The following is a 24,799-nucleotide window of genomic DNA, read 5'->3' as shown; positions in this document are numbered from 1 at the left end:
GTATGTGTTATTCAAAAAAATTTAATGGGGTGTAAAGTTTTCAGGGATGACCAACAATAACAATAAGCTTTTTCGGTCCAAACAAGTTTCTTTGGTGGGAAATGCCAGAATTTTAGATCCTGTAATCAGGGAGCTGAGTAGCGAACTTGGTATGCTTATAGCAAAAAATGGCTACAGCCTTGTCTGTGGTGGTTTAGGCGGTGTCATGGAGGCAGCCTGCCGGGGGTTTAAGCAATGTGCTGAAACATCGGGCGTTACAGTCGGCATACTTCCATCCTTTGATGCCGCACAAGCTAATGAATATATTGATATCGTCATACCTACTGGATTAGATGTAGGCAGAAATCAACTTGTTGTCGCCAGTGGCTTCGCTACAATCGTAATAGGGGGCGGTGCAGGAACGTTAAGTGAGGTCGCACTTGCTTCTCAAATTAATAAACCTGTTATTTTGTTAAAAGGCTCTGGTGGTTGGGCTGATAAAATTACAGATGACTATCTTGACCAACGTGAAAATGCCCGTGTATATCATGCGCATTCAGTAAGTGAAGTTATTACACTTTTAAAAGTTCTGGAAACTCATACTGATAAAAGTGGTGTCATAGGTAGCGGTCATAACCGATGAAGCTACTAGTTCCAATCAGTTATTTTCAGGGGTTACCGCGCAGTGAAATCTGGATACTAGATACAGTTACTGGCCAAAAGAACCGGGTGTTTTATCAGGAGACAGTTTCAGAACGAGCTGTCGATGGCAAAGGTATTACAGGCTTGGCTTGGTTGAAAGAGGGGGTGCTAGTTGCTTGTGACTTTAATCAGGTATGGTTGATAAACAGTTCCGATTATTCAGTCACTGCGTTACTGCAAGATAATGAATTTAACGATCTGCATCAAGTGAGCGTCGTTAGCAACCAGATCTTGGTATCCAACACTGGCCGGGATAGTGTTGATGTTTTGAATGGTAATCTAAGTTTCAACACGCGACATGGCATGCTCTCTGATTCTGATTTGAATGACAGGATATTGGGAAACTATAAAATTCGTGGCAAATACTATGATCGACCTCAGCAGAATACTGAATTCTTTCGTCGAAAAGTACCTGATAACTACCATATCAATCACAGTATTATGGTAGACGGCCGCCTGTTAATTACCTGTTTTAAGCAAAAAGTTTTGATTGACGCACTAACAGGTGAGGTAGTTAGCAACGAGTTTGATACACAGCCTCACGATGGTTTTATCCATGCTGATTCTATCTGGGTTACTACCGTTGCCGGCAAAGTCTACAGATCTACGCTGGCTTTCCCTTTGCGGTTTGTGGAAGTAATTGATATGGCAGATAGAGGACCATTCAAAGGCTGGTGCCGTGGCTTAGCCATTTTAAATAATAAAATCTTTATTGGTATTACCGCAGTTAAAGAAATCACTGAAAGAACAGCCTGGTTAAAAGTGCCTTCAGCTACAACAAAAACAGGTATTTACCAACTGAACTTAAATTCTATGGATGTAGAGTTTTTCTTTGATTTTACCAATCGCGATGGAAGTCGGATTTTTACATTTATTCAGGCCGAACCTTATGTCGCATAATCCAGAAATTTTAATGCTGCATCGGGTTCTGCCTGTGTTTGATGCCGATAATTACTACTTTCAGCGAAAAACTGCGATCAGTTGGCAGCGCTTTGTTACCTTGCTGGATGAAATTGAAGCAAAGGGGTTAGTAACGCTTCCGGCCAGTGCTTTGGCACATGCGATCCCGGACTCAGCTATATTTCTGACTTTTGATGATGGCTACATTGACAACGTTGAAGCCTTAGATGAAATATTACGTCGAAAAATGACAGCAACACTTTTTCCGGTTAAACAGTTTGTGCAGCAAGGTTTCTCTCCTATAGATGATATGGCCCAGCACTATATGAATACAGATAGTATTCCTGACGATACCAGACGCTCTCTGTTAACCGGTCGTCTTAAACGTTTACTTCGCGTTATAGCTTCAGACCGCTATCGATGGCTGCGTCAGCGATGGTTTAACATCAAGCAGGATTCCCCGGGTATTTTTATGAACGAAGAACAGATAAGATTCTATTCTGAGCGCGGGATAGAACTGGGAATTCATGGCGTTAGCCACAGATTGTTTACTCAACTAGGCACTACTAGTTTACTCTCCGAGCTGTCAGAATCCGCTCGCTGGCTAGAACATTTGGGGCAGAAGTCAAAACCACCATTATGTTTTCCGCATGGTAAATTCAACCACTCAGTGTTAGCTCTGGCATCAGATTTTAGTTCTGTATACCTCACTGTTGATCAACAGACAGAGGTGGTGGGCGTTTGGCGTCGGAAGTGGGTAGTTGAAGGTAATGTCGGGATTTCATGATCTTAGCAGTTAGCCTATTCACTTTGTATAACTTGGCTTTAGATAAAACGGTTTTTGTCACACATGGATAAAATTCAGTATGTTTAACGTGTTTTTAGAAAAACTCATTGATGCAGAATCTACAGAAAATAACGTGGAGGGCAATGAAACTGCATTAACTATGCTGACCGATTTCTTAACTAATATGCATTTCAAAGTCTCGGTTCAAGGGAAGGATTTCACGAATCAACCTGTTATCGTTGCTCATCGGAAGGGATTCAAGTCTGACCGTAAAATTTTAATTTATGGTCATTATGATGTCGCAACAGTTAACAAGGAGCGGCAATGGCTTAGTCAAAACCCGTTTCAACTGGAATTGATTAATGGCCGTTATTTTGGCAGAGGGATTGCTGACAATAAAGGACCATTAAGCGCTCGATTGTTTGCAGTTAAGTCACTAATTGATGCCCATGCTCCCTGCCCGGAAATACTTTGGCTAATTCAAGGTGAGGAAGAAGTACATAGAGCTGAGCCAGTTGCAAACTCTGTTTTCGCCAAAGCGATAGCAAATTTTGGTTGCAAGGTGGTAGTTGATGAAACTGGTTTTAATGATATTGACTCGGATGAGCAAATAGCTTTTTTATGGTCTCCCGGGTTACATTTTGATACTTTAACTAACTACCAGAAATTAATTAGCGCTTGTTTGGGCGAAGTCAGATTTGAATGCCGTCATCTTAATAAGTTAATGGGTATTTCTAGTTGTCCTTTGCTGCGTAATATCTCTCATGACACTGTTTACATTGGGTTTGGTCCAAATGACAAGCTTCATAATATTCATAAAAATAACGAGTCTTTAGCGGTAGATAAATTGTCAAAGCATCAGCAGCAGTTCGAATTGTTTTTAACTTCATATGCTACAAGTAGTTTGTTAGAGAATTATTCATGAAATTGCATGTGGTGTTCACTACAACAAGTTTAACCGCTGCCAATGAACTGATTTTCTCAATACAGAATACGTTAATTGGGTGGGACTTATCATTTCACGCTTTACTTATCGGAGCTGATGACGTTTATTCAGGTAGTGCTGCATTGCATAATGCTTTGCCTTTTAATCTTATAGATTGCAAAAAATCATTTTTGTCAATTCACGAGTCAAGAAACATTTGTCAGGTTTTTCTGCACAAGCAAATGGTAGCTCATGGTGGCCTAGGGATCGTACTGGATGATGATTTAAAGTGGGTTATGCGAGAAGCTGATTTTAGCAAACTAATTTCTGACCTGATTGAGCAAAATTGCGATATGGCTTTTAGCGCACTACTGGGCGATTCGCCAATTCCCAAAGAGTACACGAGGGCTAGTCCGCTGTTAGATGTGTTACTCGCATTATCAGAGGAAAAAGAAGTTCATCTTGATAGTAAAGTTTCTGCGTTTCTTCAGAGCGTCTCAGTAGCTGACACGAATACCCATCACTTACTTCATTGGCATCATGATTATTACAGCTATCGTCGAGACGAGTTTCAGCCCGCCTGTCTGGATGTTAAGGCGATTAACTGGCAAGAATTTTTCCGCGCATTATTGGTAGGAAAAGAAACTACCCGGCCGGTACGTATTCGTAATGATATTTTTCCGGCTACAGGCCGTGAGCGTGGAGGTGCCACTTTAATTTTTAACCCCGCAGTTTTACTGATTAAGAACTCAGCGATAGTAACTCATAATATGGTGAGTCGTCGTAGCGATATGCTTATGGGGGTATCAGCAAAAAGTAGAGGGTTCAGGTTATTTAATACCGCTCCACTTCTAAAACATGAGCGAAAAGAAAGCTTTGATACCCACGATATCCGCAAGTTAACTGGCGATATTCTTGGTTATGCACTGGTTGAAACATATTGCAGCAATTGTTGTTCATATGAGGTTTTCTCTAAACATCTTTCTGAACGCCTGAATAGAACTGAGCAGATTATTAAAGATACCAATTTGATGTTAAAGCTGATCTCCCGACATCTATTTGCTACAAGCTGCTTAACAATAGAATCACAAACTCTTGTGGAAATGATTTACCGGGAGAATTTAGCAGTCCTGAATGAATTTAAAAAAGTTAAGCTCGCATCTTTATTCTCTGATTTTATCAATTGGTTTCAATTGTATATTGTGCCATCGGCCAGCCTCAATCAGCAAAAGCTCAATAAAGATTTTTAAGGTTATCTGTTAAGGCGCTGTCAAAAATATTTGCTTCTTTCATCGAAAAAATGCCAGCTATGTTTGTTAAGTCGCTAAAACGCATGCCGCTTAACCTCATCTAAATTCGCCACCATAATTTGCTGCGCCTCCGGGCGCGCTTCTATTTTGGCTAAGTCCAGGTTTAGCGCCTGCACAGCGTAGGGCACTAAGGCTGAGCGTACCGGTATCACCCTTTTACCGTCGGTCATGTTGTAATCTTCGGCGATAATGGCTTTCTGGTAGTCGCTTAACCTGGAATCTGGCACCAGCACGATATCAATTTTGCTGTTCCAGCGTTCATCCTGCGCTTTGGTCATGTCAGCATCGCCTTCAATGCCATTAATGCTGCGAAAGCGGCTTAACACAAAATCACGATATTCCAGGTTTTTTTCACAATAAGCACGCACATGCCAGCGTAGCGGGGTGCACACCAGGGTGTGCGGGGCAATAATACGGCTTTCTTCATCGGGTGAGGTGAGCGAGACATAACCCATATCAATTTTTTTGCCCTCACGCGCCGCTTGCACCAGCGCGCGTAAAATGTCCGGATTAACCTGCCTAAGCGGTGGTGTCAGCATTTCAGTATGGGCAAAACCTAAATCGAGTTGGCTAAAGGTATGGGCAAAGTCTTTAGTGCTGGCCAGCGCATGCAAGTATTCATCTGCCAGGCCACTGGTGACTTTCGGTGTAAAACTAGCCGAGGGTTTATAGCCTTTTAGTTTGCCGTCGTAGTCCAGGTTGCCTGGGGCCACATCGCGTAAATAGCCATTAATGTCTTTTGACGCTTGCTGGCGCGCTATACCAAAGCTGTTGCATAAATGGTTGGTGGTTAGCCGGCCTTCCCATAGCGCAACAATTTCAATTAACCGGTAGCGCATTAACAGCTCCCAGCGAATAGGCCAGCCGATTCTGCTGTTGTCGCTTGGCAGCAGGTTATTAATAGTGTCATCCATAGTTGTGCTATCTGTCCTTAAAACGTGCATATCAAGCCACTGTGTGTCCAGCCAATCTAAGTCATCATACCGATTAAGGGAATAATAATTTAACTCAGCAGCTATTAACCTGCCTGAAAAACATACACTGGGCATCTGCACAGTATGGTGTGAATTTAGAAACTGCCTAAGATGGTGGCTCAGGGATGACATGTCGCTGTTAGTGACATAGTGAATGGACAAGGCAGCAGGATGCAGCCAACAGGATGTAACAGGGACAAGCTGGCAGGGATGCCAATTATTAACGCTTAGCTTTTAAGCCAGAAAATACCAGGAAGCGCCATGCCGAATGAAACGAGTTCACCACCAATGCCAGAGCTATCAGCCATGACGCTGTACCGGCGTGTTGAAGGCGGCGCTGTATACACCTATCAGCAAGACGCCAGGTTTTTAGTGGTGATTGATGAGAGCACTATGGCCTGTATGTTAGAGCCGGAAGATCTTGAGGGTATTGAGCTTGTAAAAGTGCTGGAGTTTGATACTGAGTTAGCGCGAACCGGTTATTTGCAGGCCAGATTTGCTGTTAAGCAAGCAGGCAGGGACGGCTACTAAGGGGACAACATGAACTACACCCAACGCGAGTTGTTTTTAATCACGCTAAAACAGCAGTTTACTGATATCTACACGACCAGCAAGGCTGGTCAGGACACCTCTGAATTGCGGCTCAGAGCACAAGGCTTTGTGCATGCCGGCGAAATACTGGAGCTTTGCAGCCGCACTGAAGTGCAACAGTTATTGGAGCAAGTACACCAGGAGGTATTTGGTTGCAGCACTTTGCAGCGCAAGCCTAAAGAGTTTGATCGCCGGCAGCAGGCGTTGAGGCTGGGTGATTATGATTACTTTGATGAGCCGGCATGGTCACGGATAAAGCGGTAGCTTGTGGCCGGTATGCTGGTTTTTGAAGCTGATTTTTTAATAGGTGGGTTTGGATAAAGGTCTTGTTGAGGTCTACGAAGTGCAATTATGTGTTTAACAAGGAAGCACCTTCCGCTAGAATCACTGTTTATCTTTACAGATAGTTATTATCTGTTTTGCAGACAAACTAAGTGTTGGAATATGGCTTATCAGGATCTTAAACCCAGCTTTGCGCGCCATGAAACTTTTGGCTTGAGATACAGTTGGTTACCCAAAGGGTTTCGTGCTTTTAGAGACGAAAATGGTGCTACTGCTTTTACTGATGACAACGCAACTGTCAGGTTGGGTGTCGGTAAAAACATGGTTAACTCTATTTTTTATTGGTTGCAAGCTGCCGATGTCATTGAGAAAAAGGCTAATTCGTATTTTCGTACAACTTTTGGTGACGTTATTCTTGGTGAAATGGATCCTTACCTGGAAGATGATGGTTCCTTGCAACTAATACACTGGCGCTTATGTTGCAATCCAGAATTGGCCTTAGCGTTTTATTGGTTTTTCGGTCGTTTTCATGCACTTTCATTTAGTTACGATGAAGCTGTCACGGCTTTCAAAGATTTTTGCCGTGGGCGGTTAGGCGTTAAGGTAAGTGACTCATCACTAGAAAAGGATATTAATATCGTACTGAGAATGTATGCGCCACTGCGTAAGAAGAAAGACTCAGTAGAGGATAGTTTTGACAATCCGATGGCGCAATTAGGCTTTGCTTATTTTAATGAGCTTGATCACAGATACATGAAACCAATAACAGAGCAGCCTGAGTTAGATACACATATATTCAGTTTTGTTGTCAGCGATTTTGCAGCGAAAAAAGGGACGACCGTTTCAGTATCTCTAACAGATTTAATGAAAGGGCAAGAATGTCTCCCAGGGCCTGCTAGTTGTTTTTGTTTATCTCAAAGCGGCACTATTACGATGTTAGAGCGAATGCAGCGTGAATATCCGGAACAACTTGAGCTAAAAGAGCAAGCTGGTAACTGGATCCTGTACTTCCGTGAAGGGGCTATAAGCGTCAGTGAATTGAACGAATTGTCTTTAAAAAAATACTATCAAGGTTAAGATGCGTAAAAATAATAATGTGTTAAAAGCACTGACAATAAACACCTACTATTCGCGCTCAGTTAACGTCGAACGAGATTTAACTGATGAAGAGGTGATACGCGCCTACATCCCAACTGCCCGCGCTAAAGAAACTCTGAACCGTTTATTAGAGAGCGCCAACAGCCCTAAAAGAACTAGTGCTTTTTCCCTGATAGGGCCATACGGCTCAGGCAAATCCAGTTTTGCGGTATTCCTCACTCAGCTACTCGCTGCAAAAGATAAATCAGCCAATCAAACGGCACTAAATGTATTAACTAAAGCAGATGCTGAGATTGCAAAAGGCTATAAAGATCATCTGAAATCTGGTGGTTACTTGCCATTAGTGCTTAGCGGTAATCCGGAACCATTATCACGCCGATTAATAGAAGCTATCCGAGCAGCTGCCATTCAAAACGAAAAAATGCCAGAGGTTGTCGATGCGGTTGATGAACTAAGACGGCGCGATTACAGTCACGAAGATATAAAGCAGGTGCTAGCACTATTACAGCAACGCTTTCATAGCCAAGGTGGCCAGGGATTACTGCTTATTATCGACGAATTTGGTAAGTTTTTAGAGTACGATGCGCGCCATAGCAATAGTGAAGATATTCACTTGCTGCAAATTATTGCTGAAGCCAGTAAGGGCTCTGATACTGGCCGTATCTTATTTTTTGTACTGTTACATCAGGCATTTGACCAATACGCCAAGGGTATGAGCGATTCACTTAAAAAAGAGTGGAGCAAAATTCAAGGTCGTTTCGAAACCATCCCATTTTTAGAAAGTACTGAACAAACACTTAAAATATTGGCGAATAGCTTTAGTTACCAGCAAACCGCTGCAGAACAAGCTATTTATGCCGAGCAATTTAAAACTGCGGCGCGTTATTTTTTATCTGCTGATTTGTTGAAAACCAGTTTAGATGAAACCGAACTGGCTGAGCTATTACAGCAATGTTATCCGCTGCATCCTATTACCGCTTTAATACTGCCACAGTTATGCCAGAAAGTTGCGCAGAACGAACGTACACTGTTTTCGTTTATTGGCAGCCACGAGCCGTTCGGTTTTCGCGAGTTGGCACAAAATAGTAAAGATGGCTTTATTGGGCTGGGGGGTATTTATGATTATTTCATTGCTAATCAGTCGGGGGCCATTACAGACAGTTTAACCCAAAAGCGCTGGTATGAAGTGTTAAGTGCAGTAGACCGTTTAGGGGATGCTGAATCTACTTCTGTTAGTCTGCTTAAGGCCATAGGCCTGCTTAACATTGTCGGCGTGCGTGGCGGCTTTAAAGCCTCAGAAGCATTATTGCAGTTGTTATTTGGTTCTGCGTTTGAAGAAGCAAAGCAAACCTTAATCAATAAATCACTAATCGTGTTTCGCCGTTACAGCCAGGAATATGCCGTTTGGCAGGGCAGTGACTTCGATTTAGACGGTGCCACCGAGAAGGCTAAAAATGAAATTGGCCAGTTTAGCCTGGCTGAAAGGCTTAACAATCAAAGCCCCTTAGAGCCTATAATTGCCCGTAAATACAGCTTTGAAAAAGCGGCACTACGCTATTTTATGCCAGTTTTTGCCGATATTAGCAGTTATAAAAACCTACTCGATAACAGCGAGGAACCAAGGTTAGTTATCGTTTTATTACAAGGTGCTGAAGATCAAAAACAAGTGAAAAGCATCGTAAAGCAATTTGCTGATCAACAACGAATTGCTGACGTACTGTTATTTTGCCCTAATGCTACCGCAATCGCTGATTCTGTGCTTGAAGTGCTGGCTTTAAAGCAGGTTCAGCAGTATGAGCAGTTGTTAAAAGAAGACCGGGTTGCTCTGCGTGAATTTAGTGACAGGCTATATGCCGCTGAAATGTATCAGCGTAAAGTTCTGAAGCAAGTGATAGATGAAACAGCAAAAGCGCAGTTCTTTGCGCCTGCACTGGTTTCAGTTGAAAACAAACTTGGTGAAGTAGCGGTAAACAATCGCAGGGCTATGCAGGCGTTGTTAAGCCAGGTTCTAGAACATGTATATCCGTACTCGCCAATTATCCGTAATGAATTAATCAATCGCGAAGTGCCGTCACCACAGGCCAATCTGGGTAAAAAGAACTTATTGTTAGCTTTGCAGCAGCACAGTAATAAAGAAGCCTTTGGTATTGAGAAGTTTCCACCGGAAAAGGGTATTTATCTGGCTATTTTCCGTGAGTCTGGTTTGCATACAGTACATCGTGGTTGTTATAGCCTTTCGGAGCCTGATGCCGCACAAGACAATACCAACATAATACCTGTGTGGCAGGTAATTAAAGAATTCTTTGAATCAACAAAAAATGGCGCTAAAGGTTTTGATGAGTTAGAGGCGAAACTGATAAAGCCGCCCTATGGCGTGAAGTCAGGTGTACTATCCATTTTCTATGTAACAGCCATGACGATATGGCAAGATAAGTTGGCTATCTTTGAAGAGGGCGTATATCAGCCAGATGGCCTTACACCAATGCGGCTGCAAATATTTTTAAAGAATCATAAATACTTCAAGGTACAACTATTCACACAAGCCAATATGCAGGAACGCTTCCTGGATGTTCTAGCGACTAAACTTGGTTTTCAGGTTGGCAATTACAATTTACTAGATCTCACCAAGCAAATTATGACTCCTATATTGGCTGCGCACCCTTACACCCAAAATACTGAGAATTTGTCAGAGCCAGCACGCCAACTGAGGCATGCGGTTAAAACCTCTAATACTCCACAACGGGTGTTGGTTGATGCAATACCAAAAATATTTAATATTGATGCCACCAATAATGAGTCCGTTAATGAGGGGTTGGAGCAATTACTTAATGCTGTAAAAGAAATTAAATTGAGTTACAGCAAAATGCTGCAGCATTTTGCTGTTCAGTTAGGTAGTGCTTTTTCGATCAGCCGTGACACTATGGTTGACTTAAAAGACTATGTGCTGCAAATTAAACAGCATGTTTCTAGTTTTGGTAACAAATTTGACGGTTTACTGCCAGAAGGCTCTGAAGAACAGTTACTGATTAACGCGTTAAAATTTAAAGCGGATATTGATGAGCCAGTCGATTGGCTAATAGAAATTCTAACAGTGATAGGGCGTATCAGTCCGGAAAAATGGACTGACCGAGATGTAGAAACAGTAACTAAGCGCCTTAGAAAAATCCATGCGGCCTTTGCTGATGCGATGGAACTGTTAGAACAAGAAGACAGCAGCAAAAAACGCAGTAATTTGTTTTTTGTGAAAAGCCTCAGCAGTGATAACGCGATGCGGCGCCAGGCTGTAGCAATAAACGACAAGCAAGTAGTGCAAGCACAGCAGTTAGCTGATGATCTATCGAAACTGCTTAAAGCACAAAACGTTGATGAGTCGGTAATTACCGCCGCACTCTGTAAATTAATAGGCCAGGTTATTCATGAGTGAAAAAAAGGTTCGACATGTATTAGGACTATCCGGAGGGAAAGACTCCACGGCACTAGCGCTGTATATGAAGAAAAAGCACCCTGAACTGGAAATCGAATATTTTTTCTCTGATACCGGTGCGGAGCTTGAAGAGGTGTATGAATACCTGCATGAGCTTGAAAAAATTATCGGGCCAATTCACCGTTTAGAAGCTGATAGTAATTTTGATGATTTACTGAAAATACACGGTAATTTCCTGCCTAGCGTGAGGCAGCGCTGGTGTACCGTGCAAATGAAACTTAAACCTTTTGAACGTTTTGTCGGTAATGACCCGGTCATTAACTATGTGGGTATTCGTGCAGACGAAGCACATTACCGTGAAGGTTATAAAGACGGTAAACCTAATATTGAAGTGATATTCCCCTTCATTGAAGACGGCCTTACCAAGAATGATGTGAAGAACATCCTTGATGCCTCCGGTATAGGTTTACCCAAGTATTATCAATGGCGTTCGCGTTCAGGCTGTTACTTCTGCTTCTTCCAACAGAAAGGCGAGTGGGTAGGATTGTTAGACAGGCACCCGGAGCTATACGAGAAAGCAGCACAGTACGAAAAAGTGAATGAAGCAACAGGTGAGCGCTACACCTGGATGCAGGGTACTTCGTTAGAAGAGTTTAAATCACAAGCAGATAAATATCGGCAGGCAAAGGCTAAGGACAAAGACAAGCATTTGTCCTGGCAAGAGCAGTTGAAGCAGCAAGCCGACGCAAATGCATTTGATGATGATGATGATCTTTGGGACCGTGGTTGTACGATTTGTCATCTTTAATTGGAATGTCGATAGGATTTAACTTTCAGGGTACAGAATTTAGAACAATTAAATTATTAGTTTCTAGAGTTCTGCAATTTGTAAATGCCATATACGGATCTTGAGCATGACACAAAAAGAACTAGCAAAATCAGAATTAGATTTTCTTCATCCGGTCTATTTTCCTAATGAGCTAGATATTGTGAGTGAAGTTTTTATTCCGGTTGCAAGACACTCAAATCACTTTGAATGTCTGTCTGGCTATTTTTCATCGAATGTTATTTCTGAGTTAGCGGAGCCCCTAGCATACTTTTTTCAAAATCCGCAGGCCAAAGGCAAGTTCCTTATTAGCCCTAATTTAAATGATGTAGACAGAGAAGCTCTTTTAGAGGCTTATTCTGATGACAAATCTATTTTAAATTTTCTTATGGATAAACAAGATGTTACAAGAGATAGAATAATTGGTGCGACTTTAAATGTTCTTAAGTTTTTAATTGTGAGCCGTAGGCTTGATATTAGAGTTGTATTAATGGTCGAGGGTATGATGCATGCCAAAATTTGGCTGTTTCACACTCAAGTTGGATGTGTTGCTATTCATGGATCAGGTAACGCAACTAAATCAGGTTTAATGACAAACTTTGAACAGCTAATTTTTACTAGAGAATGGGAATCAAAGAGCAGTAAAACAATAATTCAGTCCTTTATTTCTAGATTTAATAGTTTTTGGGACGGAAAGAGAGCTGATTCTTATACCTTAAAATTAAACGATAAAACGATTTCAGAAATATTATCAACCACTACCTCATCAAATTCCAGTGATGAATTTTCTCAAAATTTAAAGCGTCTGCAGAAATATATGGAAGAAAGAAAAACAACTAAAAAATTAAGAGTTCCAGAATGGTTGAATTTTAGAGACGGTGATTTCAGACACCAAGGAGAGGCTGTTGATGCATGGATTGCAAATGAGTACAGAGGCACTCTAGAAATTGCTACTGGAGGTGGGAAAACTCTAACTTCTCTTGTTTGTGCAGCCATATCATTAGATGCTGAAGATTCAGCAATTATTATTATCGCTGTGCCGAATAAACCGTTAATAAAACAGTGGTGTGAGGACGTGAGAAAATTTTCATTAGACCCAGTTGATACAGAGGGTTTTGGTACAGAAAATATTGTAAAAAGCATTCGAAAAGTTATACATGAGCATAAAGTATTACCCAAACACACTGTATTCGTTATAACACATGACGCATTGAAAACAGTTGAAGTCAAAAATGTCTTATATAAGTATTCATCAAAAATAATGTTAATTGGTGATGAGGCTCATAATCTAGGCGCTGCCTCTTTTGTTAATGATCCTCCAACGTTTATTAGTCATAGATTAGCCTTGTCAGCAACTCCTGAAAGACAATATGACGAGGAAGGCACAAAGAAATTGCTCGAGTATTTTGGGTGTGTCGTATATGAATTTCCTTTAGAGAAAGCCATCGGTAATTGCTTAGTACCCTTTAAATATTTTGCTCATAAAGTATTTCTTAACTCTGAAGAAGCAGAATTATGGATAGAATACACAGAAAAAATCAATAACTTACTTTGGAGTGACGATGCAGAGACTAAAAAAATAGTTGAACAGCTTCAAATAAGAAGACGGGCAATAACAGAAAGTGCAGTTGCAAAGTTAACTGTTTTTGAAAAAGTGGTTTCAGAACTTAAAGATAGAGTGCACTCACTAGCATTCTGTACAGATAAAAATCCCGAGCAGTTAATAAGAGTCAATAATATCTTAAGAGAGCAGAACTATCTATTTCACCAGATAACTGGGGTTGAATCATCAGATAAAAATCTGATGAAAGATGTTATTGAGTCATACAAATTGGGGGAAATAGAGATACTTACTTCTAAAAGGGTTCTAGATGAAGGATTCAATATCCCACCTATAAAGACGGCATTTTTTTTAGCATCTAGCGGCACGACAAGAACTTGGGTGCAAAGGCTTGGAAGAGTCTTGCGGAAAAGTGAAAGCACTGGCAAAACTCACGCAGTAATTCATGATTTTGTGGTATTTCCTCCAAGTAACACAAGGGAATTCAATGCTTTAGTGAACGGGGAACTTACTAGAATGCAGTGGTTTATGTCACTTTCATTGAAAGATAGCTCGTTAAATAGTGCTATCCAAATGTCAAATGAGCTTTTATCAATAAAGGCGGCTTTATGAGTTTATCGAGAAGATTGATTGAAACCCTTGTTAAGGAAGAAGTTTGTAACAATAACGATAAATATGGTGACTTGAATGTTGATAAAATTATTGAGCTATCGAATCAAGTTTTTTTAATGCAAGTTACATTGATAGAATCAAAATCTGTCAAGAAAAGTGTGCAAGACAAAATTGAACATTTTAACGCGCTAATGTTTGATTCTTAGGGAGAAAAGATGAAGTTAATTAGTGCTAGGTTCAAAAACATTCGCCTCTTAAGAGATATTTTTATTGAGTTCTCGCTGGATGAAATTAAGAAACTCACTGTTATTCGCGCGGAGAATGGTACTGGAAAAACAACTGCTATGATGGGCTTGATCTGGGGACTGTACGGCTCAAAACTCGTCAAAGAAAAACTTTACCCTCTTTCACTATTCGAAGAGGGAGTCAGAGAAATTCCAATTGAAGTTCAGATAAATTTCGAAACAGAGGAGGTTGTTACTCGACAGGGTAAAACAGTTGTTAATGAGAAGGTTTACCAACTAAGAAGAAAATGTACAGAATTTGTATCTGGCGATGGGTTGACCTTTAAGAGGAGCTCAGACGATGTAAGTCTCTTTGAAAATACAACTGAGGGGTTTAAACCCGTAATACAGTCAGATATAGACCTAATAATCGAGAGAGCATTGCCTGTTAATTTAAAAGACATATATTTTACAGATGGTGATAAAGCTTTAACCTTCATTGAAAGTACTGCTTCTGGAAGTGAAAAACGATTAAGAGTGCAAAAGGCGATCGAATCTTTGCTTTCGATGAAAGATCTAGAGGCGCTTATTTCCAATTTGAAATCAGTTAAGCATTCTTTCTTAAAGAACATAGATAAATCTGACTATGCTCAAAAACTAGTCGAAGTGGAAGAAAAAATTCAGAGCAACGAAGACTGGATTAGCTCTAACGAAGAAGAATTAAAGGAATTTTTGACCGATAAAAACTCCTTAGCTGAGAGTATTAGTAAGGTTAAAAAGGGAATAGAAGAACAGCTTAAACTGGGTAATAAAGAAGCTCTAAGCAACGAGATTAATGTTCTTTTAAAGCAGCAAAAAAATGATAATGCTATGAAGGAGAACTCGATTTCCTCACTTTGTGGTCTTCTTAATAGCAAAGACATAGCTTCTTGTCTAATTCATCGTAAAATCTTACCTGCTACAGAGCTGTTAAAGAAAATGAAAGCTAGAGATAATTTTCCTAAGCAGTTCATACCGGTTTTAAATGACATTTTGGCAAGAGAAAAATGCCTTTGTGGTGCTGATCTCAGTGTGAAAAGCAAGGAAGGAAAAGAAAAGAGAGACTATATTCATGGCGTAATTGATGATTCCCGAGAAGTCGATCTTCTGAATAACCGGGCATCGAGTTTGTACTTTTCATCTGCTGATTATACTCCTCAAGACGGAGGGTGGAACAAGAAATACGCATCAGCTACAGAGATTTACTTCAATTCAGACATAAATTTAAGAAGCTCTTCAGATACACTTAAGAAAAAGCAGGCGATGGTCGATGAAATTAACGACGATTTATTGATCAAGCTTAGAGATCAAGAAAAAATATTAGAGCAAAAACTTAGAGAAATTAATAACTCTATTACTATCAACCAAGATGAAATTTCTCGTAGAAAAGAGAGCAACTCTTATCTCAAAAAAGATGCGGAAATTTTTTCAAGTAAGTTGAATAAAAATAACACAGCTGGAGGAAAACATCGTTTAGCTGAAGCACTCACGACAATTTATGAGAATGTTTTCGAGAAAATTAAAACTACTGAGCTTCAAAAAGTCAGTTTGGAAATGAATCGAATTTTCTTATCGATGATTGGTGCTGATAGTGGAATTGATCCTAAAGGTATGATTAGGAGAGCAGAGCTCAGTTCTGATTTTGATATTAGAGTGTTTGGTCCAAATGGCCAGCCACTCAATCCTGATACAGAACTGAACGGCGCTTCGCGCAGAGCAATATCACTGTCATTTATATTAGCTCTAACGAAAGTTAGTAATGTAAGTGCTACTAATATTATTGACACCCCGCTTGGGATGACCTCAGGTTTAGTCAAATCATCGTTACTTGAGAATATGATTAAAGAGGGAACACAAGTCGTAATGTTTTTGACTTTTGATGAAATAAAAGGAGTTGAACCGCTACTTGATAAATATGCCGGTAAGTCCAGGACATTGTCATTTTCCGGGCACTATCCTAAAATGCTCAAAAATAAACCTGAAAATTATGGTGTTACGAATATCTGCGAATGCAGTCATCGAGAATTTTGCCAAGTTTGTGAACGAACGGATCAAAAAAACTTAGTCGCAAGGGTTATGTAATGGATAATATTTTTGCACAATATCAAATTGAGATGCCAAAAGCTTATCAAGATAAAATAAAAAATTATGTTGCTACAGGTAGTCAAAATCAGTCAAGAGAAAATGCCCCTTTTGATAGACAAATTGATTTTTGGTATATGGCCTTATGCATAGCTTTTCAGAAGGGACTAACCCCGACGAAAGAAAAAGACACTTATAATGCGATTTCAGCAGAGATTTTGAGTAGAAATCCTCACAGAATTACTCAGATGCAGATGATATCCCTTACTATTGCAGAAGAGCCTTCTATTTTGTTGGAACCAAAAAAAATGCTTGATATTTGTACTAGCCTCGCCAATGCAGGTATACCAGTATTGTTGAGTATCTTGGCCGATACTGAATCAACACCTCTATGGAATATTTATTATGAGCTTGAGGACTTAGCATCTTAGTTGTTGTCGATTGAGTAGTCGTAAATGCTAACAATTTGATTTAGCATATTAATTTTTACGCGCTTGCTTAAAGTAGGCGTATCTTGCTTTTTTGTATTTTCATATATCATAAGCGAAACTTTTCCCGAAGTAATGTGAACCTTTATTTCATTCACATCGTCGACATCCCCATAGAGTTGTAGCGCCGAGCCAACGTATACACGTAGTATCGCAGGTAGGTCGTTTAAATAACCTTTTTCAATTATTAACGAGTGAGGTAGCTCATTTTCATAAATCAATTTGCCCTTGACTTTATTTGCTATAGCGATGCAGGCATTTTCGATAATATCAGCCTTAGCAATACTAAATAGAAGCTCTTTAGCTTCAGTCAACGCTACATTGTAACTACCAAAAAGTGCTTTAATATCTCGCTTTAACCCTTCAGGTTGCTTGGCATAGCCTTTATGCTTTTGAAACTGCGCCAGTGCAAAATACACCAGCAAATCTTCGCGTCGCATTTCGGCCGCTTGTTCAAGCTCGTCTCGGTTATACCACTTGCTCACTAGCCTCATTGCTTTTTTTGGTGAGCCTGCAACCTCAGTTAGTTGTTGGTAATCGGTAAACTCATCCTCTGCAGGCATGCGACCAAGGTCGAGGCAGCATTTCCAGAATGCTTCAAACAGCGCTTCATGTTGAGTAAATAGCAAACGGGCCTGAGTTTCGGATACCGGCTCGGGCGCAGTTAGGTGGCGCCATTCGTAATGCCGTTTTTGCCGGCTTTGCTGGAACTGCTGCTCTAAATTTTTATCACGAAACACATAAAAAATGCCGGGGCCAATAGCGATGGCATTTTCATCTAGTGTGGTTTCGATAAATTCTTTTAGCTCGCTTTGGTTGTAGTATTTTTGAAAAGTATTGCGCGAGGTAATAACACCGTCTTTGTATGGCTGGAACTGCGCAATGTAGCTGTCGTTAGCCAGCATGGCTGACACTACCAAAAGCTTTTGGGTGAGCTCCCAACTGCCAAGCAGAGCATCCAGTCTCTCGTCTTTATCTTCAATAACGTTTATCACAAAGCCAATATTGACTATATCTGAGCTGATTTTATCGGCATCGGGTCGGTAGTTCGGGTCCCAGCCCAGTACATCCAGGCCGTGTGCTTCTAGTTCCCTTAAATCATCACCCCGGCCGCAGCCATAATCAAATATTGAGTAATCGCCTTGCAGGAAACCATGTTTAACCAGGGTTTTCATCGGGGCTGACAGCTCATGCCGCACTAATGCGGTTTTATGCCGGTCGATACTTTGCTCATCTGCAGCTGAATGCACGGCTGAACTGCGAAATAACCGGCCATCAACCAGTTCATAACCGTGTTTAGCAATAAGCCTTAGCCAACTGGCTTTAAAACCGATCATTCTGGGATTGTCGTATAGACCTGCCGCTTCGCCTTCTTGCGTGATCATGCAAAAGCTGTCGTAATCAGGGTGATCAGGCAGAATAAAATGTTCTTTGCGGTGCAGTATCGGTGGGTTGTCGTGATCATCATAGCGGGTGACACGATGCTGCAGCTTGGCTAAGTCTACCGACACGCTTTGCTTAAGGGCAGGGTAGGCATCGCTATAAAAGTCGGGGTAATGCAGCAGTGACAAACGAAAATCTGCTTTAAACAGTTTTACTACATTCCAATCACCGTCAGGTACTTTCAACGCAGTGGCAACTACCTGAACAAATTTTGTCAAAATGGGCGGTAGGGCACTGAAGGCATCTTTATGCAGGTAAATAGCATCGGGCAACTTTTTCCCGACTTTTACTTGTTTGACTAGATCTTTAAATTGCTCTGCATTCATCAATAGTTAGCCAGGTGATAAGCATGAGTTCTATAAGGTGACAAGCTATCTAGCGCGAGAATATGCTGGTTGTCCTTGTTTACCGCTGGGCATTCGGCAATAAAAAAGTCTATACCTGTTTCGGTTTTAATGCTTCTCAGATAAACCGGAATAATCGGCATGGAGGCAGGTATTTTGGGTAGCAGACTCAATACTGGATAGAGCAGTTTATGTTTAGCTAGTGAATCGAAATTGCTCCCATGTTTTGCCTCTACGATAAATAAGCTCTCTTTGTTATCTCGTTTAGCAACGAAAACCGCATCTATTTCTACTTGGCCTTGGTTATGAATTAATTTAACTTGTTGATCTTCACGGGGCCTAAACTCAAAAGTAAAAACACTTTGCCCAGTTGCCGGTATTAGTAATGATTCTGACTTTTCAACGCCTAGAGCGTGCGGAAGTAATCCAGACGCTAGAGCAAGATTTACAACTGAGGTTTCGGTAACTTTGGGTAACAGTTGAAACGGAAACAACGAACGGATTGAAACATCAGGCAAGAAAAGTTCTGGCGTAAGCGCAGCAAATAGTTTTTCGTCTTCAAAGAAAAACTCGGAATAGCACGTTCGTGCTTTTACTAAACTAAAAAATGAGCCCTTAGTCTGTGGCCTGCTGCCAAGTCGCAGCACCATCATCTTAGCTTGCTTTAATTCAGCTCTCAGTTTCTGAATACTATCGATCGATATGTATGGCCAAGGTTCTAGAGCCTTGCCGGTTGCTATTTCACTATAGGTTTTAAATGATTCAGGCTCAGAGACGATATCGTCGTTTGCCAAAAAAGTCTCGATTTTCGAGTCATAAATCATGTAAGTTCCTTATCGGAGTGTGTATTCAGCGCAATCAAATAGAAGTATCGGTTACCTTCTTTACGAAACTGCAGTTTACCCTCTAGGCGCAAATGCATTAGATGGCAATCAGACACCTTAAGCACCTTTTTCGCCTCTTTGCTAGTTAACCAAACCTGGTCGGCAGATTCTGTTGGTAGTGTTGCCATTGGAAGCCATATATTGTTGCTACGGCTATTACTGTATCGAGACTTTAGATGATTTGCATCAGGTTTGTGAAAAACGGCAGCCGTTTGATGAGCACATCATGCGATATCAATTCTGCGCCAGCAATGCTTTGACCAAATGGCCGAGGTGGACGATAACTATGTCGCGGATGCCACAAGATTCTCACTTCTCACTTCTTACTTTTTTTCACTTTTTTTCCTTTATTGGCTGGTTTTCCGTCAGCCTTGTTTTTTTTGGCTTCTTTCTTGGCTTCTTTCCTGGATTTTTTTTCAGCCTTTTTGCTCACCTTATCAGCCACAGCTTTTGCAGCCTTTTTTGTGGTTTTCTTTTCGCTGTTCCGATCTTTTTTATTTGACTTAGCTGCACCGGCGTCCTTATCTTTCTTCACTTTCGGCTTGGTCACAGGCAATTGTTTGGGAAGTGGGGTATGCAATAGTGCTAATGCTGCGGCAGTTAACTCTGCAGCAATTCGCGGTGAAACGCCACGAATGCTGATTAATGTAGCTTCATTAGCCGCGGCCAGATCTTCAACGGAGTTGATACCCAACTCTTTGAGTTGCTTAGCTCTAACTTCACCTACGCCACGAACATCCATAATTACAGGTTTAACAGACATACATTATCCTTGATAGAAAATTACTCATCCAGACAAATAAATTAGCAGATAAAGTTTTATTCACCTGGTAACAGTATTATTAACTCTACATTTAAGCGATCTTTTTCAGAAAGTAAGTTCTATTCTGCGTTTGCATTAGCTGCTTGATGCGCTTTAATATATATTATTCTTAATTTGATATGTAAAAGATAATCAAGCATGAGCTATGTAACAGAGCATATCCTGGCATCCCTGCGCGAAGCACGAGAACGTAAAGGGTTTAGCCAAAGAGAGCTGAGTGCCCGCTCGGGGGTGCCGCAAAGTCATATTTCTAAAATTGAATCAGGGAATGTTGATCTCAGGCTGTCCAGTTTGATTGCGCTGGCGCGAGTACTCGACCTGGAGTTGCTGGTTGCGCCAAAAAAATCGGTTCCAGCGATTAAGTCGATCATTCAAAGTGCCAGTGAGCATAAAAATGGCAATGAGCAGGTATCACCAGCCTACAGCTTAGATGGAGAAACAGATGAGTAACAGTGTCTCCACGCTCAATGTCCTGCTTTATGGCGAGCCAATCGCAACCATCACCCATGTTGGACATGACAGAACGCTTTTTGCATTTACAGATGATTATGTCAACGATTCCGTAAGACCTTTGTTAAGTCTGGGTTTTAAAGATCCGTTAAGTAATCTCATTACTCGTTTTGGGGTGACACAAACCAAGCTCATGCCGTTCTTTTCTAATCTTCTGCCAGAAGCGTCAATGAGAAACTACCTGGCAGAGCGTGCAGGTGTTAACCCGGCAAGGGAGTTTTTCTTGTTGTGGGCATTAGGACAGGATTTAGCAGGCGCAATTACTGTAGTTTCTGCTGATGGTGAGTCATTGCCGCCAAATGCTAAGCAGGAAATTGAACTGAAATCCAACGACCAGGCACCGATGCGTTTTTCATTAGCCGGGGTGCAGTTGAAATTTTCAGCCGTGCAATATGCCAATGGTGGTTTGACAATCCCCGCCACAGGTAAAGGTGGGTCATGGATTGTGAAATTACCGTCATCCCGCTTTGAGGCCGTACCGGAAAATGAATATTCGATGATGGAACTGGCGCGAAGGTTAGGTATGGATGTGCCTGAAATTAAGCTGCTACCTATCGAACAAATTGAAAATATTCCTAAAGGGATTGAAAAGTTTGGCAATAGTATATTTGCTATTAAGCGTTTTGACCGGGTAGATGGGCAAGCTGTACATATCGAAGATTTTGCGCAAATCTTTGCGGTATATCCCGAGGATAAATACAAAAAAGCCAGTATGCGCAATATTGCGCAAGTTATCGGTATAGAAGGGCAAGAACAGGACATGGCCGAATTTATTCGACGCTTGGTGTTTAATACGCTGATTGGTAATGCCGATATGCACCTGAAGAACTGGTCCATGATTTATAAAGACAAACGTAGCGCGTCGATTGCACCTGCTTACGATTTTGTCTCTACTATTTCTTATATTGCTGATGACAGCTCAGCGTTAAGGATTAGCCGAAGTAAAAAGTTCAGTGATTTTACCTTGGATGAATTATCACATCTTGCGGCGAAAGCCATGTTACCAGAGAAGCTGGTGTTGGATACTGCAAAACAAACTGTGTCAGCCTTCCATGAAGTTTGGGCAAAAGAAAAAAATCAATTGCTGCTAACCAAATCTATGATTGACGCCATTGACAAACATGTGCGGACCATACCACTGCGTTAGATTACAGCTGGGAGCCGGATTTAAACACCTTCGCCCCGCGGTTATAGAGAGGAGCCCGAGGGCTTGTCAGTATAACTTGAATCTATATCTTAATTGGTTGCGGGAGCCGGATTTGATGACCTTCGCCCCGCGGTTATAAAGAGGAGCCCGAGGGCGAATAACAGGCACAAAAAAACCGACTTTAAAATCGGCTTAAGTGTTGGTTGCGGGAGCCGGATTTGAACCGACGACCTTCGGGTTATGAGCCCGACGAGCTACCAGGCTGCTCCATCCCGCGTCCGTGTATTACCCTTGAGCAGTAAAGGTAATAATCTGTTTTGCAATGTCGGGTTGTGTTGGTTGCGGGAGCCGGATTTAAACACCTTCGCCCCGTGGTTATAAAGAGCAGCCCGAGGGCGCTTTTCTATAATCACTTTTGCACAATCAATTTGGTTGCGGGAGCCGGATTTGAACCGACGACCTTCGGGTTATGAGCCCGACGAGCTACCAGGCTGCTCCATCCCGCGTCCGTCATTGCGGGGCGCATCTTAGTGTTTTTACTAAGGCTATGCAAGATGTTAATTACATTATTTTTGCTTATATCGGCTAACTGCTGCTTAAAGCAGCGTCTTGCAGGTTAAAGCAGCAATTATGGGAGCTATTACAAATCTTCAAACGTGTTTAAAGCACATTCTGTTATACTGTCGGCCATTTTATTTGAAGGTTGGGTGTTATGCTGGAATTCTGGGCTTTAACGTCAAAAGGCGTCGAAGAGCTGTTAGCCGATGAAATTCGTTTTCATCAGGGCGAAGTAATCAAAGTGTCTATGGGTGTGGTGCGCTTCAAAGCAGAGTTAAATTCGGCTTATCAGCTGTGTTTATGGTCGCGCCTGGCTACCCGCATTATGCGCCTTATTCAGTCGGAAGCGGTTACAGCAGACTCAGATTTATACCAGATAGCGCGGAAAATTGACTGGCCGCAGTTAATGACTATTCGCCAGACGCTGGCAGTGGATTGTGTGGGTAAGCATGCCACTATTGATAACAGCCAGTTTGGCGGTATGCGCTTAAAAGATGCCATTGTGGATCAATTCCGGGAAGAAACTGGCCAGCGGCCTGATGTTGACCGCTTAGCTCCGGATATGCGCTTTCAGGTACGGCTGGAAAAAAACTACTTTCACTTTTTGCAGGATTTCTCCGGGCCATCGCTACACCAGCGCGGTTACCGCGCCGGGCAGGGTGAGGCGCCGTTAAAAGAGCACCTGGCGGCCGCATTATTAAAGCGTTCAGGCTGGACCCCGGATAAACCCTTATTTGACCCATTTTGTGGTAGCGGCACTATAGTGATTGAAGCTGCGCTGATTGCGCTGCATAAAGCACCGGGCTTAATGCGCGAACGCTTTGCCTTTGAAGGCTGGCCAGGGCATAGAGCCAGCGTCTGGCAGCAATTAAAAGTTGAAGCGAAAGCCAAAGAAGTTACCTTGCCAGCACAAACCCTCTGTTATGGCAGCGATACCGACGAGCGCGCCCTGGCAAAAGCCCGCCAGAATATCGCCCGGGCGGGCGTGGCAGACTATGTTAAAGTTGATTACGCCGACGCTACTGCATTAACAGGCTGCGTTGCGCCAACCGCAGGCGTTATTGTTACCAACCCGCCTTATGGTGAGCGGCTGGGCGATTTACCCAGTTTAATACCGCTGTACAGTAAATTCTCGCTGGCGTTAAAGCAGCATTATCAGGGCTGGCGTTTAGCTATTATTACCTCGAATGCCGACTTACTGCGCTCGTTGCGTTTATCAAAAAGTAAAACCTATAAATTTACCAATGGCCCGCTGGACTGCGAATTTACCTTATTTGAGCTGACCGAAAAACAAGTGGCGGTAAGCTCTGATGCACCGTCATTGTTTTTTAATGAAAGCAGCTCTTTTGGTAATCGCCTGGCGAAAAACCTGAAGCAGTTGCAAAAATGGGCCAAGCGCGAAGGTATTAGCTGTTACCGTGTATATGATGCCGATATTCCGGAATATAACGTGGCGGTAGACTGGTACGATGGTGAAGTGGTGGTGCATGAATACGCCGCGCCGGCCACGGTAGACGAGCAGGTGGCGCAAAAGCGCTTATTTGATGTGGTAAACCAGGTGCCGGTGGTGCTGGGTATCAGCTCAGATAAAATGATTTTAAAAGTGCGCGAAAAGCAAAAGGGTACTAACCAGTATCAGGCCATGGCCAAAGCCGGCCAGTATAAAGAAGTAACAGAATACGGTGCCAAATTTCTGGTTAATTTACGTGATTATCTGGATACCGGTTTATTTTTAGACCACCGTTTAACCAGGCGCCTTATTCAGCAACAGGCTAAAGATAAAACGGTACTGAATTTGTTTGCCTATACCGGTACCGCTTCGGTGCATGCGGCTATTGGTGGTGCAAAAGCGGTAACTACGGTAGATATGTCAAATACCTATTTAGACTGGGCCAAGCGTAACTTTACCCTGAATGGCTTAATGCTCAGCGGCCCGCAGGCAAAACAGTACCAGTTTGAACAGGCCGATTGCCTGCAATGGCTGGCACGTTGTCGCCAGCAGTTTGATTTGATATTTGTTGACCCGCCAACTTTTTCTAATTCGAAACGGATGGAAGATAACTGGGATGTGCAGCGGGACCATGTTGGTTTGCTGAATATGCTGATTGGCCGCTTAAACCCGGGCGGTAAAGTGATTTTCTCTAATAACAAGCGCCGTTTTAAAATTGATCAGGCCGCGTTGGCAGAGGCTGGCTGGCAGGTAAAAGATATTTCTGCGGCAACTTTGCCAGAAGATTATAAACGCAACCCGAACATTCATGTTTGTTTTGAGTTAACGCGTTAATG

At 41.9% G+C, this 24,799-nt stretch carries 21 protein-coding genes and 2 tRNA genes; 17 read left to right on the top strand and 6 right to left on the bottom strand.

Going from position 1 to position 24,799, the window contains the following annotated elements:
- Nucleotides 1-46 precede the first annotated feature (46 nt).
- From WG68_RS04505 to WG68_RS04485, 5 genes are all read left to right on the top strand, one after another.
- Complete coding sequence (locus WG68_RS04505) at nucleotides 47-622, top strand: TIGR00725 family protein (RefSeq protein ID WP_046556458.1); 576 nt, start codon at nucleotides 47-49, stop codon at nucleotides 620-622.
- Entirely contained in the window at nucleotides 619-1,581 is a 963-nt protein-coding gene (locus tag WG68_RS04500) for a hypothetical protein (RefSeq protein WP_046556457.1), read from the top strand. Before WG68_RS04505 ends, WG68_RS04500 begins: the two co-directional genes overlap by 4 nt.
- The gene (locus WG68_RS04495; protein WP_046556456.1) at nucleotides 1,571-2,368 is read left to right on the top strand and encodes a polysaccharide deacetylase family protein; all 798 of its coding nucleotides are present in this window, start codon (nucleotides 1,571-1,573) and stop codon (nucleotides 2,366-2,368) included. The genes WG68_RS04500 and WG68_RS04495 overlap by 11 nt, the downstream gene beginning before the upstream one ends.
- Nucleotides 2,369-2,447: 79 nt before the next feature.
- Entirely contained in the window at nucleotides 2,448-3,293 is an 846-nt protein-coding gene (locus WG68_RS04490; RefSeq protein WP_046556455.1) for a M20/M25/M40 family metallo-hydrolase, read from the top strand.
- Nucleotides 3,290-4,543 carry a hypothetical protein gene (locus tag WG68_RS04485; protein ID WP_052748961.1) on the top strand — a complete coding sequence of 418 codons (1,254 nt, stop codon included), beginning with the start codon at nucleotides 3,290-3,292 and terminating at the stop codon, nucleotides 4,541-4,543. Before WG68_RS04490 ends, WG68_RS04485 begins: the two co-directional genes overlap by 4 nt.
- Before the next feature lie 74 nt (nucleotides 4,544-4,617).
- Here WG68_RS04485 and WG68_RS04480 read toward each other — a convergent pair whose 3' ends face one another.
- Nucleotides 4,618-5,517: a WYL domain-containing protein gene (locus WG68_RS04480; RefSeq protein ID WP_046556454.1), complete on the bottom strand. Its 900-nt coding sequence runs from the start codon at nucleotides 5,515-5,517 to the stop codon at nucleotides 4,618-4,620.
- Between the two features lie 321 nt (nucleotides 5,518-5,838).
- On the opposite strand from WG68_RS04480, the gene WG68_RS04475 reads away from it, so the two are divergent.
- From WG68_RS04475 to WG68_RS04435, 9 genes are all read left to right on the top strand, one after another.
- A complete protein-coding gene (locus WG68_RS04475) occupies nucleotides 5,839-6,108 on the top strand; it encodes a hypothetical protein (protein ID WP_046556453.1) in 270 nt (89 codons plus the stop codon).
- Nucleotides 6,109-6,117: 9 nt separating this feature from the next.
- Nucleotides 6,118-6,432, top strand: a complete 315-nt coding sequence (locus WG68_RS04470) for a hypothetical protein (RefSeq protein WP_046556452.1) — start codon at nucleotides 6,118-6,120, stop codon at nucleotides 6,430-6,432.
- A 180-nt stretch (nucleotides 6,433-6,612) separates the two neighbouring features.
- A complete protein-coding gene (locus tag WG68_RS19025) occupies nucleotides 6,613-7,527 on the top strand; it encodes a DUF4007 family protein (RefSeq protein ID WP_052748959.1) in 915 nt (304 codons plus the stop codon).
- 1 nt (nucleotide 7,528) lies between these two features.
- The gene (locus WG68_RS04460) at nucleotides 7,529-10,972 is read left to right on the top strand and encodes a hypothetical protein (RefSeq protein ID WP_046556451.1); all 3,444 of its coding nucleotides are present in this window, start codon (nucleotides 7,529-7,531) and stop codon (nucleotides 10,970-10,972) included.
- The gene (locus WG68_RS04455) at nucleotides 10,965-11,780 is read left to right on the top strand and encodes a phosphoadenosine phosphosulfate reductase family protein (RefSeq protein ID WP_046556450.1); all 816 of its coding nucleotides are present in this window, start codon (nucleotides 10,965-10,967) and stop codon (nucleotides 11,778-11,780) included. The genes WG68_RS04460 and WG68_RS04455 overlap by 8 nt, the downstream gene beginning before the upstream one ends.
- Before the next feature lie 106 nt (nucleotides 11,781-11,886).
- Nucleotides 11,887-13,971: a DEAD/DEAH box helicase family protein gene (locus tag WG68_RS19325; protein ID WP_083981792.1), complete on the top strand. Its 2,085-nt coding sequence runs from the start codon at nucleotides 11,887-11,889 to the stop codon at nucleotides 13,969-13,971.
- A complete protein-coding gene (locus WG68_RS04445) occupies nucleotides 13,968-14,177 on the top strand; it encodes a hypothetical protein (RefSeq protein WP_046556449.1) in 210 nt (69 codons plus the stop codon). The genes WG68_RS19325 and WG68_RS04445 overlap by 4 nt, the downstream gene beginning before the upstream one ends.
- A gap of 9 nt (nucleotides 14,178-14,186) precedes the next feature.
- On the top strand, nucleotides 14,187-16,316 hold the full coding sequence (locus WG68_RS04440; RefSeq protein WP_046556448.1) for an AAA family ATPase: 2,130 nt from the start codon (nucleotides 14,187-14,189) through the stop codon (nucleotides 16,314-16,316).
- Nucleotides 16,316-16,747, top strand: a complete 432-nt coding sequence (locus WG68_RS04435; protein ID WP_046556447.1) for a hypothetical protein — start codon at nucleotides 16,316-16,318, stop codon at nucleotides 16,745-16,747. The genes WG68_RS04440 and WG68_RS04435 overlap by 1 nt, the downstream gene beginning before the upstream one ends.
- On the opposite strand, the gene WG68_RS04430 is transcribed toward WG68_RS04435, so the two are convergent.
- The 3 genes from WG68_RS04430 to WG68_RS04415 form a co-directional block, all read right to left on the bottom strand.
- Nucleotides 16,744-18,573, bottom strand: coding sequence for a DNA phosphorothioation-associated putative methyltransferase (locus tag WG68_RS04430; protein WP_052748958.1), 1,830 nt, complete (start codon nucleotides 18,571-18,573; stop codon nucleotides 16,744-16,746). The two genes, WG68_RS04435 and WG68_RS04430, sit on opposite strands and share 4 nt — an antisense overlap.
- Nucleotides 18,573-19,415, bottom strand: coding sequence for a DUF6997 domain-containing protein (locus tag WG68_RS04425; RefSeq protein WP_046556446.1), 843 nt, complete (start codon nucleotides 19,413-19,415; stop codon nucleotides 18,573-18,575). The genes WG68_RS04430 and WG68_RS04425 overlap by 1 nt, the downstream gene beginning before the upstream one ends.
- Nucleotides 19,416-19,791: 376 nt before the next feature.
- Complete coding sequence (locus tag WG68_RS04415) at nucleotides 19,792-20,238, bottom strand: helix-hairpin-helix domain-containing protein (RefSeq protein ID WP_052748957.1); 447 nt, start codon at nucleotides 20,236-20,238, stop codon at nucleotides 19,792-19,794.
- A gap of 198 nt (nucleotides 20,239-20,436) precedes the next feature.
- Here WG68_RS04415 and WG68_RS04410 point away from each other — a divergent pair, with 198 nt between their 5' ends.
- Nucleotides 20,437-20,748 (top strand): helix-turn-helix domain-containing protein, encoded by a 312-nt coding sequence (locus WG68_RS04410; protein WP_046556444.1) that lies wholly within the window; start codon nucleotides 20,437-20,439, stop codon nucleotides 20,746-20,748.
- On the top strand, nucleotides 20,741-21,955 hold the full coding sequence (locus WG68_RS04405) for a type II toxin-antitoxin system HipA family toxin (protein ID WP_046556443.1): 1,215 nt from the start codon (nucleotides 20,741-20,743) through the stop codon (nucleotides 21,953-21,955). The genes WG68_RS04410 and WG68_RS04405 overlap by 8 nt, the downstream gene beginning before the upstream one ends.
- A gap of 200 nt (nucleotides 21,956-22,155) precedes the next feature.
- Here the strand turns inward: WG68_RS04405 and WG68_RS04400 are convergent.
- Nucleotides 22,156-22,232: transfer RNA gene (locus WG68_RS04400), tRNA-Met, on the bottom strand.
- A gap of 152 nt (nucleotides 22,233-22,384) precedes the next feature.
- Nucleotides 22,385-22,461, bottom strand: a tRNA-Met gene (locus tag WG68_RS04395).
- Between the two features lie 206 nt (nucleotides 22,462-22,667).
- On the opposite strand from WG68_RS04395, the gene rlmKL reads away from it, so the two are divergent.
- Nucleotides 22,668-24,797: a bifunctional 23S rRNA (guanine(2069)-N(7))-methyltransferase RlmK/23S rRNA (guanine(2445)-N(2))-methyltransferase RlmL gene (gene rlmKL, locus WG68_RS04390; protein ID WP_046556442.1), complete on the top strand. Its 2,130-nt coding sequence runs from the start codon at nucleotides 22,668-22,670 to the stop codon at nucleotides 24,795-24,797.
- The last annotated feature ends 2 nt before the right edge of the window (nucleotides 24,798-24,799 follow it).

The sequence above is a fragment of the Arsukibacterium ikkense genome, assembly GCF_000987775.1.
In the GTDB taxonomy this organism is placed as follows: Bacteria; Pseudomonadota; Gammaproteobacteria; order Enterobacterales; family Alteromonadaceae; genus Alishewanella; species Alishewanella ikkense.
This window is presented reverse-complemented; position numbering and strand designations above follow the sequence as displayed.